This is a genomic window from Pseudomonas sp. CH61, from assembly GCF_059429415.1.
Genome location: NZ_CM182098.1, coordinates 2,939,034 through 2,956,646 on the forward strand (window position 1 = coordinate 2,939,034; position 17,613 = coordinate 2,956,646).

Consider the following 17,613-nt stretch of genomic DNA (forward strand, 5'->3'; position numbering starts at 1 on the left):
CTGCCTTCAATAGAGCGTCGGCAAGGAAAACAAGTAAAGAGCGATTGACCGGTTACGTTGCCCGTCGCACTAATCGTAAAACGCTTCAACCGACACCCGACTGCCGACAAAGAAACTGTCCGCCACCAAGCGCAACGGCTGCACATCCAGGTCACTGGCCTTGTCGCCGATCAACTGTTGAAAATGTCTGTACACCGCAGCGTACTCACCCTCCTCCGACACGGCCTGACGCACGCCATCGATGCTCAACAACGCACCACCGTTATCCAGGCGCAACACGCCTTCAGCGCAACGCACCTCGATACTCCACAGCTCATCATGGCCATGGTCGAAGTCGAACTCCGCACGCACATCGAGTTGATGCGCATCAGCCATTTTGATCGAAGCGGCAATCGGCGATTGGCAGTTGTTCGGTACGCGCAGCTCAGCCGATTCGACAAACAGCGGCAGCTTCAACAGATGGGTGACGATCGACAAGGCATTGATGCCCGGATCAAATACGCCGAGACCGCCGGGTTGCCAGATCCAGGTCTGACCGGGGTGCCATTTGCGCACGTCTTCTTTCCAGTCGATCTGCACGCTTTGCAAAGTGCGCGAGGCGAGCCAGTCGCGAGCGGCTTCGATACCGGGCGCGTAGCGTGAATGCCAGGCAAACAATGCGCTGACGCCCTGCTCTGCGGCCTGATCGACCAAGGCCAGCGCTTCGCCCAACGTGGCGCACGGGGGCTTCTCAACCAGCACGTGTTTGCCGACGGCCAAGGCTTGCTGTACGAGTGCGAAACGCCCTTGCGGCGGGGTGCAGAAGGCAATCGCGTCCACCGACGGGCCGTTTTCCAGCAACTCACTCAACGATTGGAAGTTTTCCACGCCAGCACAAGGCTTGCCTTGGGTGGCGACGGAGACCAACTGGAAAGCCGGATTGGCGTTGATTGCCGGGACGTGTTGATCCTGGGCGATCTTGCCGTAGCCCACCAGACCGAGACGGATTGGTTGCATCAATGACTCCTGTTTTGATTTTGTTGTCGTCAGTGAATCGGGAGATTACCTGCAAACAGCGCAAGCGTCTGTCCGCGCAATGTCACAACAACGCACAGGATCAGGCAAGGATTGCACAGGAATGCACTAGTGCCCGCAGCGCGGGAAAAGAAACAATGCCTTACGACAAACCGATCGAGGATGTTCCCATGCTTGTACAAGCCTACGGCGCCCACGCGGGCGATAAACCCCTTGAACCGATGCAGATCAACCGCCGCGCGCCGGCCGCCCATGATGTGCAGATCGACATTGCGTTCTGTGGCATCTGCCATTCCGACCTGCATCAGGTACGGGCGGAGTGGGCCGGCACGCAATTCCCTTGCGTCCCGGGCCACGAAATCGTCGGCCGCGTTTCCGCCGTCGGTGCACATGTTTCGGACTACAAGGTCGGTGATCTGGTCGGCGTCGGTTGCATCGTCGACAGCTGCAAACATTGCGATGACTGCGAAAGCGGGCTGGAAAACTATTGCGACGGCATGATCGGCACTTACAACTTCCCGACCGCTGATGCACCGGGCTGGACGCTGGGCGGCTACTCGCAAAACATCGTCGTGCATGAACGCTACGTGCTGCGCATCCGTCATCCCGAGGCACAACTGGCCGCTGTCGCACCGCTGCTGTGCGCGGGCATCACCACCTACTCGCCGCTGCGTCACTGGAATGCGGGACCGGGCAAGAAAGTCGGCGTGGTCGGCATCGGTGGCCTCGGCCACATGGGCATCAAACTGGCTCACGCTCTGGGTGCGCACGTTGTCGCGTTCACTACCTCTGAATCGAAACGCGAAGCGGCCAAAGCGCTGGGCGCCGATGAAGTGGTGGTGTCGCGCAACGCGGAAGAAATGGCCGCCCACGCCAAGAGTTTCGACTTGATCCTCAACACCGTCGCGGCGCCGCACGATCTCGACGCATTTCTGGTGCTGCTCAAGCGTGACGGTGCGTTGACGCTGGTCGGTGCGCCGGCCACCTCGCATCCGTCGCCGAACGTGTTCAACCTGATCATGAAGCGCCGCACGATTGCCGGTTCGATGATCGGCGGCATTCCGGAAACTCAGGAGATGCTGGATTTCTGCGCCGAGCACGGCATCGTTTCCGACATCGAACTGATCCGCGCCGACCAGATCAACGATGCCTACGAACGCATGCTCAAGGGTGACGTGAAGTATCGTTTCGTGATCAACAACGCAACGTTGGCCGGCTAAGCCTCAGCGCCCATTGGCCGTTCAGCGCGGCCAATGGGCCATTGAATTCCGTCGCCGGGATTTGACAGGCCCGGCGTTGCTCGCCAGAGTCGCACCCCTTTGCCTGCCATCAAGGGGTTGCCGTTGAACGAACAGACATTGTCCATGCGCCTTGAGCGCGTGGCTGCCCACGTACCTGCCGGAGCACGGCTGGCCGATATCGGCTCGGACCACGGCTATCTGCCGGTGGCGCTGATGCGTCGTGGTTTGATCACTGCGGCCGTGGCTGGCGAAGTCGCGTTGACGCCGTTCCACGCGGCTGAACGCACTGTGCGCGAAAACGATTTGCAGCAGCACATCTGTGTGCGCAGGGCCGATGGTCTGGCAGCAATCAAACCTGACGACGGCATCACCGCCATCACGATCTGCGGCATGGGCGGTGAAACCATCCGCGACATCCTCGACAACGGCGAGGCTCACCTCAGCGGCCAGGAACGTCTGATCCTGCAACCCAACGGCGGCGAACAACCCTTGCGCCAGTGGCTGATGGAAAACGGCTACCGCATCCTCAGCGAAGAGCTGCTGCGGGAAAACCGCTTCCACTATGAAATCATCGTTGCCGAGCGCGCCGAACCGGTGACTTATACCGACCAGGAGCTGTACTTCGGCCCCTTGCAGATGCAGGCCCGCAGCCCCGAGTTTCTGCGCAAATGGCAGCACAAACTTCACCACAAGCAGAAGACGCTGAGCAAGCTCGCCCATGCGCAGCAAAGCCTGCCAGAGCAAAAGCTGCAAGACCTCAAACAACAGACACGCTGGATTACCGAACTGCTGGCCTGAGCGCCGGCGTTTTCGCACTGAGACAGCGCGTGCACAAGATGACTGCTCGCGCGCCCTCATTTGATACACGACATCACAAATGATGTACCTCAAGCCCCATTTATCAATTCTTCCCTGCCTCTTAAAGTCCTCTCCAACAGCCGCCCATCACTCCGACGGGCCAGCGACTGGAGATACCCCAAATGCCTTTTATCAGCGTACGTATCACCCGTGACGGCGTGACCCGGGAACAGAAAGCCCAGGTCATCAAGGAAATCACCGAAACGATGCAGCGGGTGCTGCACAAGGATCCGAAACTCACCCACATCGTGATCGAAGAAGTCGACACCGATAACTGGGGTTATGCCGGCATCACCACCACCGAATATCGCCAACAGTTGGCGGACTCGCAGTCATGAGCCGGGCAGTGAAAATCGATTTCGTCTCGGATGTCGTTTGCCCCTGGTGCGCGTTGGGCGCTACCGCTCTGGAGCAAGCGATCAAGAATCTGGCGGGCGAAGTCGATGTGGAACTGACCTACAAACCGTTCGAACTGAACCCTGACATGCCCGCCGAAGGTGAACACGCCATCGAGCACATGATGCGCAAATACGGGCGCAGTGCCGAGCAAGTGGCGGATCGCAACGCGATGATCATCGAGCGCGGCGAGCAGATCGGCTTTCACTTCGACCTGGAAAAACGCAGCCATTTCCACAACACCTTCGATGCCCATCGATTGCTGTTCTGGGCCGCCACACAAGGACGTCAGCGTGAGTTGAAGCAAGCCTTGCTCAAGGCCTACTTCACTGACGGCATGAACCCGAATGACCACGCCACGCTGGTGACACTGGCAGAAGCAGTCGGGCTCGATGGCCCGCGTGCGCAAGAGGTGCTGGCCAACGCAGAGTTCAGCCAGGCCGTGCGCGAACTTGAACGGTTTTATCAGCAGCGCGGCATCGATTCGGTTCCGGCCATGGTGATCGACGACAAACAGGTCATCCCCGGTTCCCAGTCCGTCGCTTATTACCAGCAAGCGTTACGTCAAGCTGCGCAGATTGCGGCTCACGCCTGACACCCGAACTTCGTTTTTTCAAACCATTCAGATTGCATGAGGAAACATCATGAGCACGTCCAACAAAGTTGTAGTGATTACCGGCGCTTCGCAAGGCATTGGCGCAGGTCTGGTCAAGGGTTTCCGTGAGCGCGGCTATCAGGTTGTCGCAACCTCGCGTTCGATCAAGCCATCCACTGACCCGGACATTCTCGCCGTCGCCGGTGACATCGCCGACCCGCAGACCGCCGAGCGCGTGATCCGCGAAGCCGTTGCTCGCTTCGGGCGCATCGACACGCTGGTCAATAACGCCGGGATATTCGTCGCCAAGCCTTTCACCGAGTACAGCCAGGCAGACTACGCACAAGTGGTAGCGACCAACATGAGCGGCTTCTTCCACATCTCGCAATTGGCGATTGCCGAAATGGAGAAAAACGCCAGCGGCCATATCGTCAGCGTCACCACCAGTCTGGTCGACCACGCAATTGATGGCGTGCCGTCGGTGCTCGCTTCGCTCACCAAGGGCGGCATCAACGCGGCGACCAAATCCTTGGCCATCGAGTACGCCAAGCGCGGCATTCGGGTCAACGCGGTGTCGCCGGGCATCATCAAAACGCCGATGCACGGCGAAGAGACGCACGCCGCCCTCGGCAGCCTGCACCCGGTCGGGCATATGGGTGAGATCGATGACATCGTGCAAGCGATCCTCTATCTGGACGGCGCTAACTTCGTGACCGGCGAAATCCTCCATGTCGACGGTGGTCAAAGCGCTGGCCATTGATACCTCCCCACAGCACTGCCGGTGTGTACCGGCGGTGCCGCTTCATGAGATAAGCCTGAGAATGAACCGTCAGTTGATCCTCGGTGTACTCACATGAAGCGCCACTTTGAAGACTTGCAGTTAGGCAGCATCGAGCTCTTTTGCCTCGCCGCTGAAGCCGGCAGTTTCACCGCCGCCGCGCAGCTCGCGGGTGTGACGCCGGCCGCGGTGAGCCGGTCGATTCTGCGTCTGGAACAGCGCTTGGGTTCGCGCCTGTTTGCCCGCACCACGCGCAGCATTCGTTTGACCGAGGCCGGTAGAAATTTTTTCGTCCAGTGCAGCCAGGCCCTGACCCAACTGGTCGAAGCGCAACAGGAAGTCATGGGCGCACAAACCTCACCGTCCGGTCAGTTGCGCATCAGCCTGCCCACCACTTACGGCCATCACCGCATCCTGCCGCTGCTGCCGAAATTTCGCGCGCTCTATCCCGATGTCACCGTCGACATCCACTTGGGCAACCGCAATATCGACTTCGTCGGCGAAGGCTACGATCTGGCGATCCGCGTGCGCGCGCAACCGGATTCGACCATGGTCGCGCGGCTGCTGGAGGATGCAAAACTGGTGGTAGTCGCCTCGCCCGATTATTTGAAAAAGGCTGGCACACCGCAGACGCTTGAGGATCTGGTGCAACACGAGTGCATTCAGTTCGAACTGCCGAGCAGCGGGCGGCGGATCTCTTGGCTGTTTCAGGAACACGGGCAGGATCGTGAAGTGTTTTCCGACGGCGGTTACTCGTGCTCCGACGATGTACTTGGCGGAGTCACCTTGGCCAAACATGGTGCCGGGGTCTTCCAGACTTACAAGTTCATCGTCGAAAAGGAGCTGGCCGACGGCAGCCTCGTCGAGGTTCTACAGCCGTACGCCGGGCGCTCGCGACCTTACACCTTGCTCTACCCGCACGGCCGGTATGTGCCGCAACGGGTGCGAGCGTTTGTCGAGTTTCTGTTGCAGTTTCGTGATGAGTGGGCCGGTTGACGCTGATTGAATCGGCGCGACACAAAAGCCTGCTTTTCAGGGCAGGCTTTTGTTTGCTCGCGCAGGCTTACTTCTGCTGAGCGGTCAGCGCCGAGTAGCTGTTCATCAGGTTGCGGTAGTTGGGAATCCGCTGCGACAGCAAATTACCCAGCCCTTCAATGTCGTTGCGCCAGTCGCGGTGCAGCTCACACGCCACCGAGAACCAGTTCATCATCTGCGCACCGGCCTGAGTCATGCGGCTCCACGCAGCCTGTTGCACGGTGGTGTTGAAGGTGCCGGACGCATCAGTCACCACAAACACCTCAAACCCCTCCGCCAGCGCCGACAAGGTCGGGAACGCTACGCAGACATCCGTCACTACACCGGCAATGATGATCTGCTTGCGGCCGGTAGCCTTGATCGCCTTCACAAAATCTTCGTTGTCCCAGGCGTTGATCTGACCTGGGCGAGCAATGTACGGCGCGTCCGGGAACATCTCTTTCAGTTCCGGTACCAGCGGGCCGTTCGGGCCTTGTTCGAAACTGGTGGTGAGGATGGTCGGCAGTTCGAAGAACTTCGCCAGATCAGCCAGGGCCAGCACGTTGTTCTTGAATTCGTTTGGCGAGAAGTCCTGCACCAGAGAAATCAGGCCGGTCTGGTGGTCGACCAGCAGCACGATGGCGTCGTCTTTGTTCAGGCGGTTGTAGGTTGGAGTGGTCATGGTCTGCTTCCCTTTTGAGTTTTTGAATTTGTTGTTGCGTTCAAGTTGGGTACAGATTACTGACGCACAGGGACGGGATAAATCGGCTGAAAAGCGTTTCACCGTCAACTCAAAAAGGACAATACCAATCAACCAGTCACTTCTGCACTGTCGGCAGATATCAGCAATGACGCGGTCATTTCAGCGTGACACACCGCAAGTATTTCATCGGCCAGCACTGAGTCATCCGGGCAGGCACGCGACAGAATAATCGCGCCCACCGCCCGCGCCAGCATGTCGATCATTTTCACTCTTCCCGCATCAGGCGCCGCGTCGGGCCCTGTCGGGTACTTGTCGCCAAGCGTCTGCAGCGTACGCTCGATGCCGTCGGCAAAAGCCGTTTTCACTTCGTCAGACTGACGCGCGGCGTCGCCGCACAAAGCGGCCATGGTGCAACCGCTACCTCGTCCATCCCGATGTTCTTTCGACACATAAGCGTCGATGAAGCCTTGAACATCGACCATTTCGGCACCGGCCAACGAGCGCGCAAGGCTGTTGGCCGAGGCTTCGGACATCAGGTCGGCCTTCGAGCCGAAGTGTTTGTAGAAACCGCCATGGGTAAATCCGGCCGCCGCCATCAGGTCCGCAACGCCGACACCGTCAAAACCTCGCTCACGAAACAGCACCGAAGCGGTCTCGACGATGTGCTCGCGGTTTGCCTGCGCCTGGGCTTTGGTCACTCTCACGTGCAATACCTCCGCTGAAAAATCATGCGCAGATGATACATAGATGTCAGCCATAATCAAAACCGTTGACAGTTTAGATTTCGATCATCATCCTAATTGCAGAAGTTATCGCTGCTCACTCACAGGCACGGATCACCCCCCATGACCGATCAAAATCTGTTCACGCCGTACACGCTTGGCTCCCTGACGCTGGCGAATCGAATCGTTCTCGCGCCGCTGACCCGCAATCGAGCGGGCGAAGGCTTCGTGCCCAGTGAATTCGCGGCCACCTATTACAGTCAGCGCGCCTCCGCTGGCCTGCTGATCTCCGAGGCCACGCAGATCTCCCGACAGGGCCAGGGCTATCAGGACACCCCGGGGATTTACACCCAGGCGCAGATCGATGGCTGGCGCAAGGTCACCGCTGCCGTGCACGAACAAGGCGCGAAGATCTTTCTGCAACTGTGGCATGTCGGCCGCGTTTCACACGTTGATCTTCAAGAAAACGGCGCCGCACCCGTAGCACCCTCGGCAATACGCCCGGCGACCAAAGTGTTCGTCAACAACCGCTTTGAAGACGTTTCCGCGCCGCGAGCACTGGACATCAGCGAACTTCCGGGGATCGTCAACGATTTCCGCCAGGCAGCGGTCAACGCGATCGCCGCTGGGTTCGATGGTGTGGAAATCCACGGTGCCAACGGCTATTTGCTCGATCAATTCATCAAGGATGGCGCCAACGTGCGCACCGATGCCTACGGCGGCTCGATTGAAAATCGTGCGCGCTTGTTGCTGGAAGTGACGGCCGCGGTCGTCGCCGAGATTGGCGCAGATCGCACCGGCATTCGCCTCTCGCCGGTGTCGCCGGCCAACGGGGTGTCGAGCAGCGACCCGCAAGGGCAATTCGATTACATCGTCGAGCAACTCGATGCGCTGGGCATCGTTTATCTGCATGTGGTCGAAGGCGCAACCGGCGGGCCGCGCGATGTCGCGCCGTTCGATTTCGGCGCTCTGCGCCAGCGATTCAAAAACACCTACATCGCCAACAACGGCTACGACCTCGACCTGGCGAACGCGCGGATTGCCGAGGACCACGCCGATCTGATCGCCTTCGGTCGCCCGTTCATTGGCAATCCCGATCTGGTCGAACGCCTAGCGGCCGGTGCGCCGTTGGCCGGATTCAACCCCGCCACCCTGTATGGCGGCGGCGCGGAAGGCTACATCGACTACCCGACCCTGGCGGAATGGAGCGCTTCTGCCCAGTAAGCCGAGCCCCAGCGCATTTACTGCCTCTCCTTAATCGTTTTTTTGAAAAGAGATGACCCTATGAACGCCCACCCTACTGTTCTTATCACTGGCGCCTCTACCGGCATCGGCGCGGTTTACGCCGAACGTTTCGCTCAACGCGGGCATGATCTGGTGCTGGTCGCCCGCGATCTTCAGCGCCTGGAAACACTCGCCGCGAAACTGCGCAGCGAACACAGCGTTGCCGTCGATGTGCTGCAGGCAGACCTGACCCAACTCAAAGACCTGACCACCGTCGAAACGCGCCTGCGCGACGATGCGCGCATTGGCATCCTCGTCAATAACGCGGGTGCCGCGCAGTCGGGCAACTTCATCGAGCAGAGCACCGACAAAGTGGCCAATCTGGTCGCCCTCAACACCACGGCACTGGTGCGGCTCGCCAGCGCCATCGCTCCCCGTCTGGCGAAGGCCGGTGACGGCGCGATTATCAACATCGGCTCGGTGGTCGGTCTGGCGCCGGAGTTCGGCATGTCGGTGTACGGCGCAACCAAGGCGTTTGTCCTGTTTCTGTCTCAGGGGTTGAGCCTGGAACTGTCGCCACTGGGCGTTTACGTGCAAGCCGTGCTGCCGGCCGCTACCCGCACGGAAATCTGGGATCGCGCGGGCATCGACATCAACACCTTGAGCGAGATCATGGAAGTCAGCGACCTGGTCGATGCGGCGCTGGTCGGTTTCGATCGCCGCGAACCGGTGACCATTCCGCCGCTGCATGAAGGTGAGCGCTGGGATACCTTGCAGACCGCGCGGCAGGGCCTGCTGGCACAGATCCGCCAGTCGGCAGTCGCGCAGCGCTATCTGGCGTGAAACCAATGGAACACATGCCGTTCATCAACGCCGCCAACCAATCGATTTTGGTTGGCGGCACGGCCTTCGCCTATCGAGACCTCGGCCCCAAATCGGCGGTGCCGCTGATCCTGCTCAATCATTGGGGCGCGGCACTTGACGACTTCGACCCGCGAATCGTCGATGGTCTGGCGCGGAACCGGCGCGTGCTCGCCATCGACTATCGCGGTGTCGGTGGCTCAGGCGGCACCGCGCCCCTGACCGTCGCGCAGATGGCCGACGACGTCATCAGCCTGATCGCTACGCTGGAATTCACCAGCGTCGATCTGCTGGGTTTTTCCCTCGGCGGATTCGTTGCTCAGGACATCGCACTCAAAAAACCTGCCTTGGTGCGACGCCTGATTCTGACCGGCACCGGACCGGCTGGCGGAGTCGGTATCGCCAAGGTCGGTGCGGTTTCCTGGCCACTGATGTTCAAGGGTTTGCTGACCCTGCGCGATCCCAAGTTCCATCTGTTTTTCACCACAACCGCCAACGGACGGCGGGCCGCGACAGATTTTCTGCAACGCCTGAAAGAACGCCGCAAAGTTCGCGACAAGCGCCCGACACCGAGCGCTTTTCTACGGCAGTTGAGAGCCATCAAGGCATGGGGAAAACAGACGCCGCAGAACCTCGGCGGCCTGCAAATCCCGACGCTGGTGGTCAACGGTGACAACGACATCATGGTGCCCACCGTCAACTCGATTGATCTGGCGAAGCGGATTCCCGACGCGCAACTGATCATTTATGAAGACGCCGGACACGGCGCGATTTTCCAGAACTACGCTGACTTTGTCAGCAAGGCACAGGCGTTTCTCGATAGCTGAACCAATCTGCTCAGGCAACCCTGCCCTCCCCCAGAACCGTGAGAGCCGTCCCCACCATGAAAGCTTATTTTATCGATCGCTATGGCAAGCAGAACGGGCGTATTGGCGATGTCTCCGAGCCTGTACCCGGCGCCCATGACGTGCTGATTGAAGTCCACGCGGCCAGCGTCAACGTGCTCGATTCAAAGATTCGCAGCGGCGAATTCAAACTGATTTTGCCGTACTCATTCCCCTTGGTGCTGGGCAACGATTGTGCCGGTGTGGTGATTGCGGTTGGCGCAGCGGTCAAGGGTTTCAGGCCCGGCGATGCGGTGTATGCGCGCGTGCCCGAACAACGAATCGGCACGTTCGCCGAGCGAATCGCCGTCGAGCAAAACGCCGTGGCGTTGAAGCCAGCCAACCTCAGCATGGAGCAAGCCGCCGGCATTCCCTTGGTTGCCCTGACAGCCTGGCAAGCGCTGGTCGACATCGCCCGTTTGCAAAAGGGTCAGAAGGTCTTGATTCACGCCGGTTCCGGCGGTGTCGGAACCATCGCCATTCAACTGGCCAAGCACCTCGGCGCTGTTGTCGCGACCACCACCAGCACCACGAATATCGAGTGGGTGAAGGCGCTGGGCGCAGACGTGGTGATTGATTACAAACAGCAGCACTTCGAACAGGAACTGCGCGACTACGACGTGGTGCTGAACAGCCTCGGCACCGACGTCCTGGAAAACTCGCTAAAGGTACTCAAGCCGGGTGGTCAGCTGATTTCCATATCAGGCCCGCCAACTGCCGAGTTCGCCAAAGCGCAGGGCCTGGCCTGGCCGCTGCGGCAAGTCATGCGCTTATTGAGCCTGAGCATTCGGCGCAAGGCGCGCAAGCAGGATGTCCGTTACAGCTTCCTGTTTATGCGGGCGAGCGGTGCGCAACTGCAGGGAATCACCACCCTGATTGAAGCCGGTGTAATAAGGCCCGTTCTGGATCGCACCTTCGCCTTCGAGTCAGCGGGCCAAGCCCTGACTTACGTCGAACAGGGCCGTGCGAAAGGCAAGGTAATCGTGCAGATCAAATAGTTGCCTGCCTGTAATCATCTGGCGAAAGACCCATGGATAACGTTGCCTGCGACACCGAAAAGCCCCCCGCCGACGAACCGCAAGACACGGAGAACAAACACTCACCTGAACCCGCGAGCCACGAAACGCCCGACCCTAAGCAGCACAAGGCAATACTTGGTGTTGCTCCGATCGTCTGGCGGCCCTTGATGCTTGAGCCCTAGGCGTTCAACGCGCATGAGTTTGCTGGAAAAACACCGGAAGGTAGTGTCACTGGCTAAGTGGCGGGTGCCGAAACAGCTGCCCTCACCCTAGCCCTCTCCCCCAGGAGAGGGAACCGATTGGGGGATATTGGCGATGGACGCCGACGTGCAATAGCGGCAGTGAATCCATGACAGCCAAGCGTTGCGGATCGACGCGATCCGTCAGGTCGATGCATAAGGTTCCCTCTCCCGCAGGGAAAGGAACCGATTGGGGGATATTGGCGATGAGCGCCGACGTGCAATAGCGCCTGTGAATCCATGACCGCCAAGCATTGCGGATGAACCCGTAATCGACGCGATGCATAGGCTCCCTCTCCCCCAGGGAGAGGGAACCGATTGGGGGATATTGGCGATGAGCGCCAACGTGCAATAAAGGCTGTGAATCCAATACCGCCGAGTACTGCGGATGGACCCGTCATCGACGCGATCTGTCAGGTCGCTGTATAACGCCAGACACCTCGGTCGGCCCCCTCTCCCTCAGGGAGAGGGCTGGGGTGAGGGGCCGCCGTTGCAGCGTCGAGCGCGGCTTACAAGGTGTAGGAAATCCCCACCTGCACCGTTCTCGGCGCGCCCGGATAGGCGTAGACATTACCAAACGCGCCCTCTTCATAATCCCGGTCAAACAGATTCTTCACGTCAAGATTGAGCCGCACCTTCTCGTTGACCTTGTAGAAGCCGAGCAAATCGACAACGGTGTAGCTGTCCATCGAGAACGCGGTATTGGCGGTTTGCCCGGCGCGTTCGTCGACGTACTTGAGTCCGGTGCCCAGGCCGAGACCTTTGAGCGTGCCGTCCTGAAACTCATAGACGTTGAGCAGGCTGAAGCTGTTTTGCGGAATGTTCATCAGCCGTGTGCCCGAGCGGATCACGTTGTCCTTGGTCACTTCGGCATCCACGTAGGCGTAGCCGCCGATGACGCGCCATTCAGGTGTCAGGTTGCCGGCGACGTTCAGGTCGAAACCACGGCTGCGCACTTCACCGGCCGCCACACTGAAGGTCGAGTCCACCGGGTCGGTGGTCAGCACGTTGCGTTTTTCGATCTGATAGATCGCAGCGTCAACGCTTAACTGATGATCCAGCGCCTCCCACTTGATGCCCATTTCATAAGACTTGCCTTTCTCCGGTGCAAAGCCTCCGCCCACGCGGCTCGCGCCGGTGTTGGGCTTGAAAGAGCGCGCGGTGTCGGCATAAACCGCCAGCGTCTCGGTCAGGTCGTAGGTCACGCCGAGGCGTGGAGTCACCGCGTTGTCGCTGGCCTGCCAGTTTTTGCCGCCCGGCACATAGGTTTCATAGTCGTGTTCGAATCGCTCGAAACGTGCCCCGGCCAGCACCTTCAGACGCTCGGTCAACGCCACCTGATCCTGGACGAATGCGGCGTAGGTCTTGAGGTTTTCCTTGTCGTGAGTCGGTGTGCGGGTCAATGCCGGACGCGGCTGGCCGTAGACCGGATCGAAGATGTCGATCGGGTAGGCGCCGACCGCGCCGCTGGAGCGTTGAATGATCGACTTGTAGTCGTAATCTTCGTATTCGATGCCGGTCAGCAAGGTGTGCTGCAAGCCACCGGTGCTGAAATGACCGGTGAGATTGAGTTGAGTGTCCTTGTCGGTCCATTCCAGTTTGCGGTAGTTGAAATTGCGGCCCAGGGTTCGACCGTCATCGGCAATCCCGTTAGCTTCAATGGCATTGCCCTCAAGCGAGCCGTCGAGCCACTGGAAACCACCGCCCAGCGTCCAGTCATCATTGAGCAGATGTTCGAAACGCAGTTGCGCCATGTTGTTGTCGTTGTGCAATTTGCCGGCGTCTTTCTCGCCGAAGAACGTGTCGCGCGAGGCGGTGCCGATCTGTTTGGCGTAACGCGTCACGCCGCGATCCAGTGGATGATTGTTGCGCATGAAATCACCCTCGAAGATCACTCGGGTGGTATCGCTGGCCTGCCAGGTCAGCACTGGCGTGATGCCGTAGCGCTCGGTCTCGACGTGATCGCGGAAGGTGTCGCCGCCCTCGCCCACCACGTTCAATCGATAGGCCAGACGACCCTCTTCGTCCAGAGGGCCGGAGGCGTCCAGCGTGCCGCGTTTCATGCCTTGATCATTCAACTGACTGCCCAGCGTGACCGTGCGCTCGGGCAACGGCTGCTTGGACACAACGTTGAAGGTGCCGCCGGGATCGCCACGGCCGTAGAGCATGGTTGCCGGTCCGCGCAGCACTTCCAGACGCTCGATGGTGTTGGCATCAGGCATGTTCGGGTAGCCGCGATTGATCGGGAAACCGTTGCGGTAGAACTCGCCGGTAGTAAAGCCGCGCACGGTGAATGTGGTCAGCCCCTGCCCGCCGAAATTGTTTGCGCGGCCGACGCCGCCGGCATAGTCCAGTGCATCTTGCAGACGCGTGGCGCCGAGGTCTTCGACTGCATCCTTGGTCACTACGCTGATCGATTGTGGGGTTTCATGGATCGAGGTGTCGGTACGGGTAGCACTGGCGGAACGTGTCGCGCGGTAACCCTGCACCGGGCCGTCGGCCCGTTCGTAATCCGCTGTACCGACCACGTCGGTTGCGTCCAGCTCTAGCGCTGAGGATGTTGAATCGGCCTGTTCGGCCCACGAGGAAGAAGACAACGCCTGCAGCACGCAAATGGAAAGCAGAGTACGACGCATGAAATGAAAACCTTGTGAATAGGCCAGAACGAAGGGTGAAACCGCCAGAGCAGCGGCGCGGATGGTATACCAGAGATCGTGTAATTGAAACTTATTCTTATTTGTCATGTTGGTCAGGATTCGTGAGCCGGACTCATGACTCCATCCTGGCAAGGCGCATTATCAGATGCGGTTCAATGGCCTAGGCTCGTAGGCGATATGGCCTGCAAACGCTGGCGCTGAGGCGCCCGGCGGTGGCCGACAGCCCGCCCGAAGAGGAACTCAGCGATGAAATTCGACACACCGGCCGGCACTAATCCGATCGATCAATTGAACGTCATCGGCAAGCCCGCCGACCGCATCGATGGCAAGTTGAAAACCACCGGGACCGCGCCCTACGCGTATGAACAACATGCCGCAGTGCCCAATCCGGCCTATGGGTATATCGTCGGCGCCGGGATCGGCAAGGGACGAATTGCCTCGATCGACTCGACGCAGGCGAGCAACAGTTCCGGGGTGATCGCGATCGTCACCTACGAGAATGCCGGGCCTTTGGCCAAGGGCGAGTTCTATGTCGCGCGCGCCTTGGCCGGCCCGCAGGTGGACCACTATCACCAGGCTGTCGCGATCGTCGTCGCGCAGACATTTGAAGAGGCCCGCAGCGCCGCCCACCTGCTGGAAATCACCTATGTGGCCGAACCCGGCGCGTTCGATCTGGCGGCCGCCAAGGATTCGGCCACACCGCCCCCACCCGCCGGTTTCGGCCCACCGCCGCAGACGCAGACCGGAGATTTCGAAGGCGCCTTCAACGCCGCACCGATCCAGATCGACCAGCACTACAGCACGCCGGATCAGGCGCACGCGATGATGGAACCCCACGCCACCATCGCCCAGTGGAACGGCAATTCGCTGACGTTGTGGACGTCGATACAGCAGATCAACTGGGGCGTGCGCGATCTGGCCAGGACACTCGGTATACGCAAAGAAGATATTCGTTTGATATCGCCCTACATCGGCGGCGGTTTCGGCGGCAAAGGTACGATCTTGTGTGACGCGGTGCTGGCGTCGCTGGCGGCACGCCACGCCGGGCGCCCGGTGAAAGTCGCGCTGCCACGTCCGCTGATGTTCAACAATTTGACCCATCGCCCCGCGACGCTTCAACGCATTCGCATCGGTGCCAGCCGCGAGGGTTTGATCACTGCCATCGGCCATGAGAGTTGGTCAGGCAACCTGCCCGGGGGCCGGGCCGAAGCCGCGACGGCCTCGACGCGTTTGCTCTACGCTGGCGCCAACCGCATGACCCGCTTGAATCTTGCCGTGCTGGACCTGGCCGAAGGCTCGGCCATGCGCGCGCCGGGGGAAGCACCGGGGATGATGGCGCTGGAAATTGCCATGGATGAACTGGCGGAAAAACTCAGCATCGACCCACTGCAGTTGCGCCTGCTCAACGACACCCAGGTCGACCCCGAACAGCCATCACGACCGTTCTCGACACGGCAACTCGTCGAGTGCTTAGAAACCGGCGCCGAGCACTTCGGCTGGCACCAGCGCAACGCAAGCGCCGGCCAACGCCTGGAGAATGGCTGGCTGATTGGCATCGGTCTGGCGTCTGCCATACGTGGCGCGCCAACCACCGCCTCGGCGGCCCGTGTGCGCCTTGACCGGCACGGCACAATCACCGTCGAAACCGACATGACTGATATCGGCACCGGCAGCTACACGATCATTGCGCAGACCGCCGCCGAGATGATGGGTGTGGAACTGGACCGGGTCGAAGTGCGCCTTGGCGACTCGCGCTTTCCGGAGTCGTCGGGATCGGGCGGGCAATGGGGTGCAGCGTCGTCTACCGCCGGGGTCTATGCCGCTTGCGTCAAGTTGCGCGAAGCAGTTGCCCGCGCCGTCGGACTTGATCCGCAAACGGCCGAATTTGCCCACGGCGAGGTGCACGATGGCACGCGGCATTTTCCTTTGGCTCACGCGGCGGCCGCAGGCGATCTCGTTGGCGAAGACCGCATGGAATTCGGCGATCTGGCCCAGCGCTTTGCCCAGCAGACCTTTGGCGCACATTTCGCCGAAGTCGCGGTCAACGCGGCGACCGGCGAGATTCGTCTGCGTCGCCAATTGGCGGTCTGCGCAGCAGGGCGGATTCTCAATCCGAAGACCGCGCGCAGCCAAATCATCGGCGGCATGACCATGGGCGCCGGGGCGGCACTGATGGAAGAACTGCAGGTCGACAAGCGCCGTGGTTTTTTCGTCAACCATGACCTCGCCGGTTACGAAGTGCCGGTGCACGCCGACATTCCCCATCAGCAGGTGATTTTCCTCGATGAGGTCGACCCCTACGCCACGCCGCTCAAGGCCAAAGGTGTCGGCGAGTTGGGCATCAGTGGCGCCGCAGCGGCCATTGCCAATGCGATTTACAACGCCACCGGCGTGCGCGTGCGCGATTATCCGATCACGCTGGACAAACTTATCGCGCACTTGCCGGAGCAGATTTGACGCCCTGTTCAGTCAGCCCGGCGCGCGCTGGCTGAACACTTCCTTGAACACCGGCACGGCGGAAAACGCATTCGGCCATCCGGCATAGAACGCCAGTTGGGTAATCATTTCCGCCGCTTCGGTCTGGCTCAAACCGTTGTCCATCGCCCGACCCAAGTGATAGCCGACCTGGCCGGTCTGCCCGTTGGCCACCAACGAACTGACCGTGATCAGGCTGCGATCGCGGGGCGCCAGACCTGGCCGCAACCACAGATCGCGGAACAGCGCTTTGGTGGTGAACTCGACCAGCCCCGGCGCCACTGATCCCACCGCCGCATTCACGCGCTCCACGCGGTCAGCTTCGCGAACCTGGTCCAGCGGCAGCAACGACGGCGCAACCGGTGCCAGTTGCTCAGCATCGAAGTTGCGCGCGGAGAACACCTCGCCGGCGATAGGCAGAGCCGCTGACGCATTGCCCCAACCGGAATAAAACGCCAGGTGATTGAGCGTTTCGGACAGCTCAAGCGGCGTGACACCGTTGTCCAGCGCAAGGTTGAATTGCGCGGCCATCTCGGCGGTTTGCCCGCGTGCAATCAACACCGCAACCGTCACCAGACTGCGGTCACGCGGTGACAATCCCGGGCGTTTCCATACTTCGCCGAACAACATGGCATCGGTGTTATGAGCCAGTGCCGGGGACACGGCAGCCGCGGCATCGGAGGTCATTGCAGGTGAACGTTTCATGGAGGTCGAACCTTTTTCAGTTGAAGCACAGGCTGTCAGCAACAGTGCGATGGCCGTTAACAGAAGTCGGCTGGAGTGGGTCACGCTACGAACCGGGAGTGCTGCCATCGTTAAGCTCCTGCTGACGGGATAATCAGCCGCTACGGTAAACCGACGAGGATCTTGCGACTATCTGCGCTCAGCTTCATGAAGTCATGAACACCGCTCATCAATCTGCCTCCTCCATAG

General features: G+C 60.2%; 16 protein-coding genes. 11 read left to right on the forward strand and 5 right to left on the reverse strand.

Annotation, left to right across the window (positions count from 1 at the left end; genetic code table 11):
- Positions 1-69: 69 nt before the first annotated feature.
- Positions 70-996: a Gfo/Idh/MocA family protein gene (locus AC5SEM_RS13175; RefSeq protein ID WP_495473251.1), complete on the reverse strand. Its 927-nt coding sequence runs from the start codon at positions 994-996 to the stop codon at positions 70-72.
- A gap of 188 nt (positions 997-1,184) precedes the next feature.
- On the opposite strand from AC5SEM_RS13175, the gene AC5SEM_RS13180 reads away from it, so the two are divergent.
- The 6 genes from AC5SEM_RS13180 to AC5SEM_RS13205 all read left to right on the forward strand — a co-directional run bounded on the left by AC5SEM_RS13180 (position 1,185) and on the right by AC5SEM_RS13205 (position 5,878).
- Entirely contained in the window at positions 1,185-2,234 is a 1,050-nt protein-coding gene (locus AC5SEM_RS13180; RefSeq protein WP_495473252.1) for an NAD(P)-dependent alcohol dehydrogenase, read from the forward strand.
- A gap of 123 nt (positions 2,235-2,357) precedes the next feature.
- Positions 2,358-3,053 (forward strand): tRNA (adenine(22)-N(1))-methyltransferase, encoded by a 696-nt coding sequence (locus AC5SEM_RS13185; RefSeq protein WP_495473467.1) that lies wholly within the window; start codon positions 2,358-2,360, stop codon positions 3,051-3,053.
- 182 nt (positions 3,054-3,235) lie between these two features.
- Positions 3,236-3,451 (forward strand): tautomerase family protein, encoded by a 216-nt coding sequence (locus tag AC5SEM_RS13190; RefSeq protein ID WP_016987787.1) that lies wholly within the window; start codon positions 3,236-3,238, stop codon positions 3,449-3,451.
- On the forward strand, positions 3,448-4,104 hold the full coding sequence (locus AC5SEM_RS13195; protein ID WP_077572473.1) for a DsbA family oxidoreductase: 657 nt from the start codon (positions 3,448-3,450) through the stop codon (positions 4,102-4,104). Before AC5SEM_RS13190 ends, AC5SEM_RS13195 begins: the two co-directional genes overlap by 4 nt.
- A gap of 49 nt (positions 4,105-4,153) precedes the next feature.
- Positions 4,154-4,864: an SDR family NAD(P)-dependent oxidoreductase gene (locus tag AC5SEM_RS13200; protein ID WP_150652777.1), complete on the forward strand. Its 711-nt coding sequence runs from the start codon at positions 4,154-4,156 to the stop codon at positions 4,862-4,864.
- Between the two features lie 93 nt (positions 4,865-4,957).
- Positions 4,958-5,878: a LysR family transcriptional regulator gene (locus AC5SEM_RS13205; RefSeq protein ID WP_495473253.1), complete on the forward strand. Its 921-nt coding sequence runs from the start codon at positions 4,958-4,960 to the stop codon at positions 5,876-5,878.
- A 67-nt stretch (positions 5,879-5,945) separates the two neighbouring features.
- On the opposite strand, the gene ycaC is transcribed toward AC5SEM_RS13205, so the two are convergent.
- Complete coding sequence (ycaC, locus tag AC5SEM_RS13210) at positions 5,946-6,578, reverse strand: isochorismate family cysteine hydrolase YcaC (protein ID WP_007915995.1); 633 nt, start codon at positions 6,576-6,578, stop codon at positions 5,946-5,948.
- A gap of 128 nt (positions 6,579-6,706) precedes the next feature.
- Positions 6,707-7,303 carry a TetR/AcrR family transcriptional regulator gene (locus tag AC5SEM_RS13215; RefSeq protein ID WP_495473254.1) on the reverse strand — a complete coding sequence of 199 codons (597 nt, stop codon included), beginning with the start codon at positions 7,301-7,303 and terminating at the stop codon, positions 6,707-6,709.
- A gap of 141 nt (positions 7,304-7,444) precedes the next feature.
- Between AC5SEM_RS13215 and AC5SEM_RS13220 the strand changes: the two genes are divergently transcribed.
- From AC5SEM_RS13220 to AC5SEM_RS13235, 4 genes are read left to right on the forward strand one after another with little or no spacing between them, the layout of a single operon-like run.
- Complete coding sequence (locus AC5SEM_RS13220; protein WP_495473255.1) at positions 7,445-8,545, forward strand: alkene reductase; 1,101 nt, start codon at positions 7,445-7,447, stop codon at positions 8,543-8,545.
- A 60-nt stretch (positions 8,546-8,605) separates the two neighbouring features.
- Positions 8,606-9,388, forward strand: coding sequence for an SDR family NAD(P)-dependent oxidoreductase (locus tag AC5SEM_RS13225; RefSeq protein ID WP_495473256.1), 783 nt, complete (start codon positions 8,606-8,608; stop codon positions 9,386-9,388).
- A gap of 5 nt (positions 9,389-9,393) precedes the next feature.
- Entirely contained in the window at positions 9,394-10,233 is an 840-nt protein-coding gene (locus tag AC5SEM_RS13230) for an alpha/beta fold hydrolase (protein WP_495473257.1), read from the forward strand.
- A gap of 56 nt (positions 10,234-10,289) precedes the next feature.
- On the forward strand, positions 10,290-11,288 hold the full coding sequence (locus AC5SEM_RS13235) for an NADP-dependent oxidoreductase (protein ID WP_495473258.1): 999 nt from the start codon (positions 10,290-10,292) through the stop codon (positions 11,286-11,288).
- Positions 11,289-12,057: 769 nt separating this feature from the next.
- On the opposite strand, the gene AC5SEM_RS13240 is transcribed toward AC5SEM_RS13235, so the two are convergent.
- On the reverse strand, positions 12,058-14,184 hold the full coding sequence (locus AC5SEM_RS13240; RefSeq protein WP_495473259.1) for a TonB-dependent siderophore receptor: 2,127 nt from the start codon (positions 14,182-14,184) through the stop codon (positions 12,058-12,060).
- 267 nt (positions 14,185-14,451) lie between these two features.
- On the opposite strand from AC5SEM_RS13240, the gene paoC reads away from it, so the two are divergent.
- Positions 14,452-16,662 (forward strand): aldehyde oxidoreductase molybdenum-binding subunit PaoC, encoded by a 2,211-nt coding sequence (paoC, locus tag AC5SEM_RS13245; protein ID WP_495473260.1) that lies wholly within the window; start codon positions 14,452-14,454, stop codon positions 16,660-16,662.
- 12 nt (positions 16,663-16,674) lie between these two features.
- Here paoC and AC5SEM_RS13250 read toward each other — a convergent pair whose 3' ends face one another.
- A complete protein-coding gene (locus tag AC5SEM_RS13250) occupies positions 16,675-17,493 on the reverse strand; it encodes a carboxymuconolactone decarboxylase family protein (protein ID WP_495473261.1) in 819 nt (272 codons plus the stop codon).
- Positions 17,494-17,613: the final 120 nt, after the last annotated feature.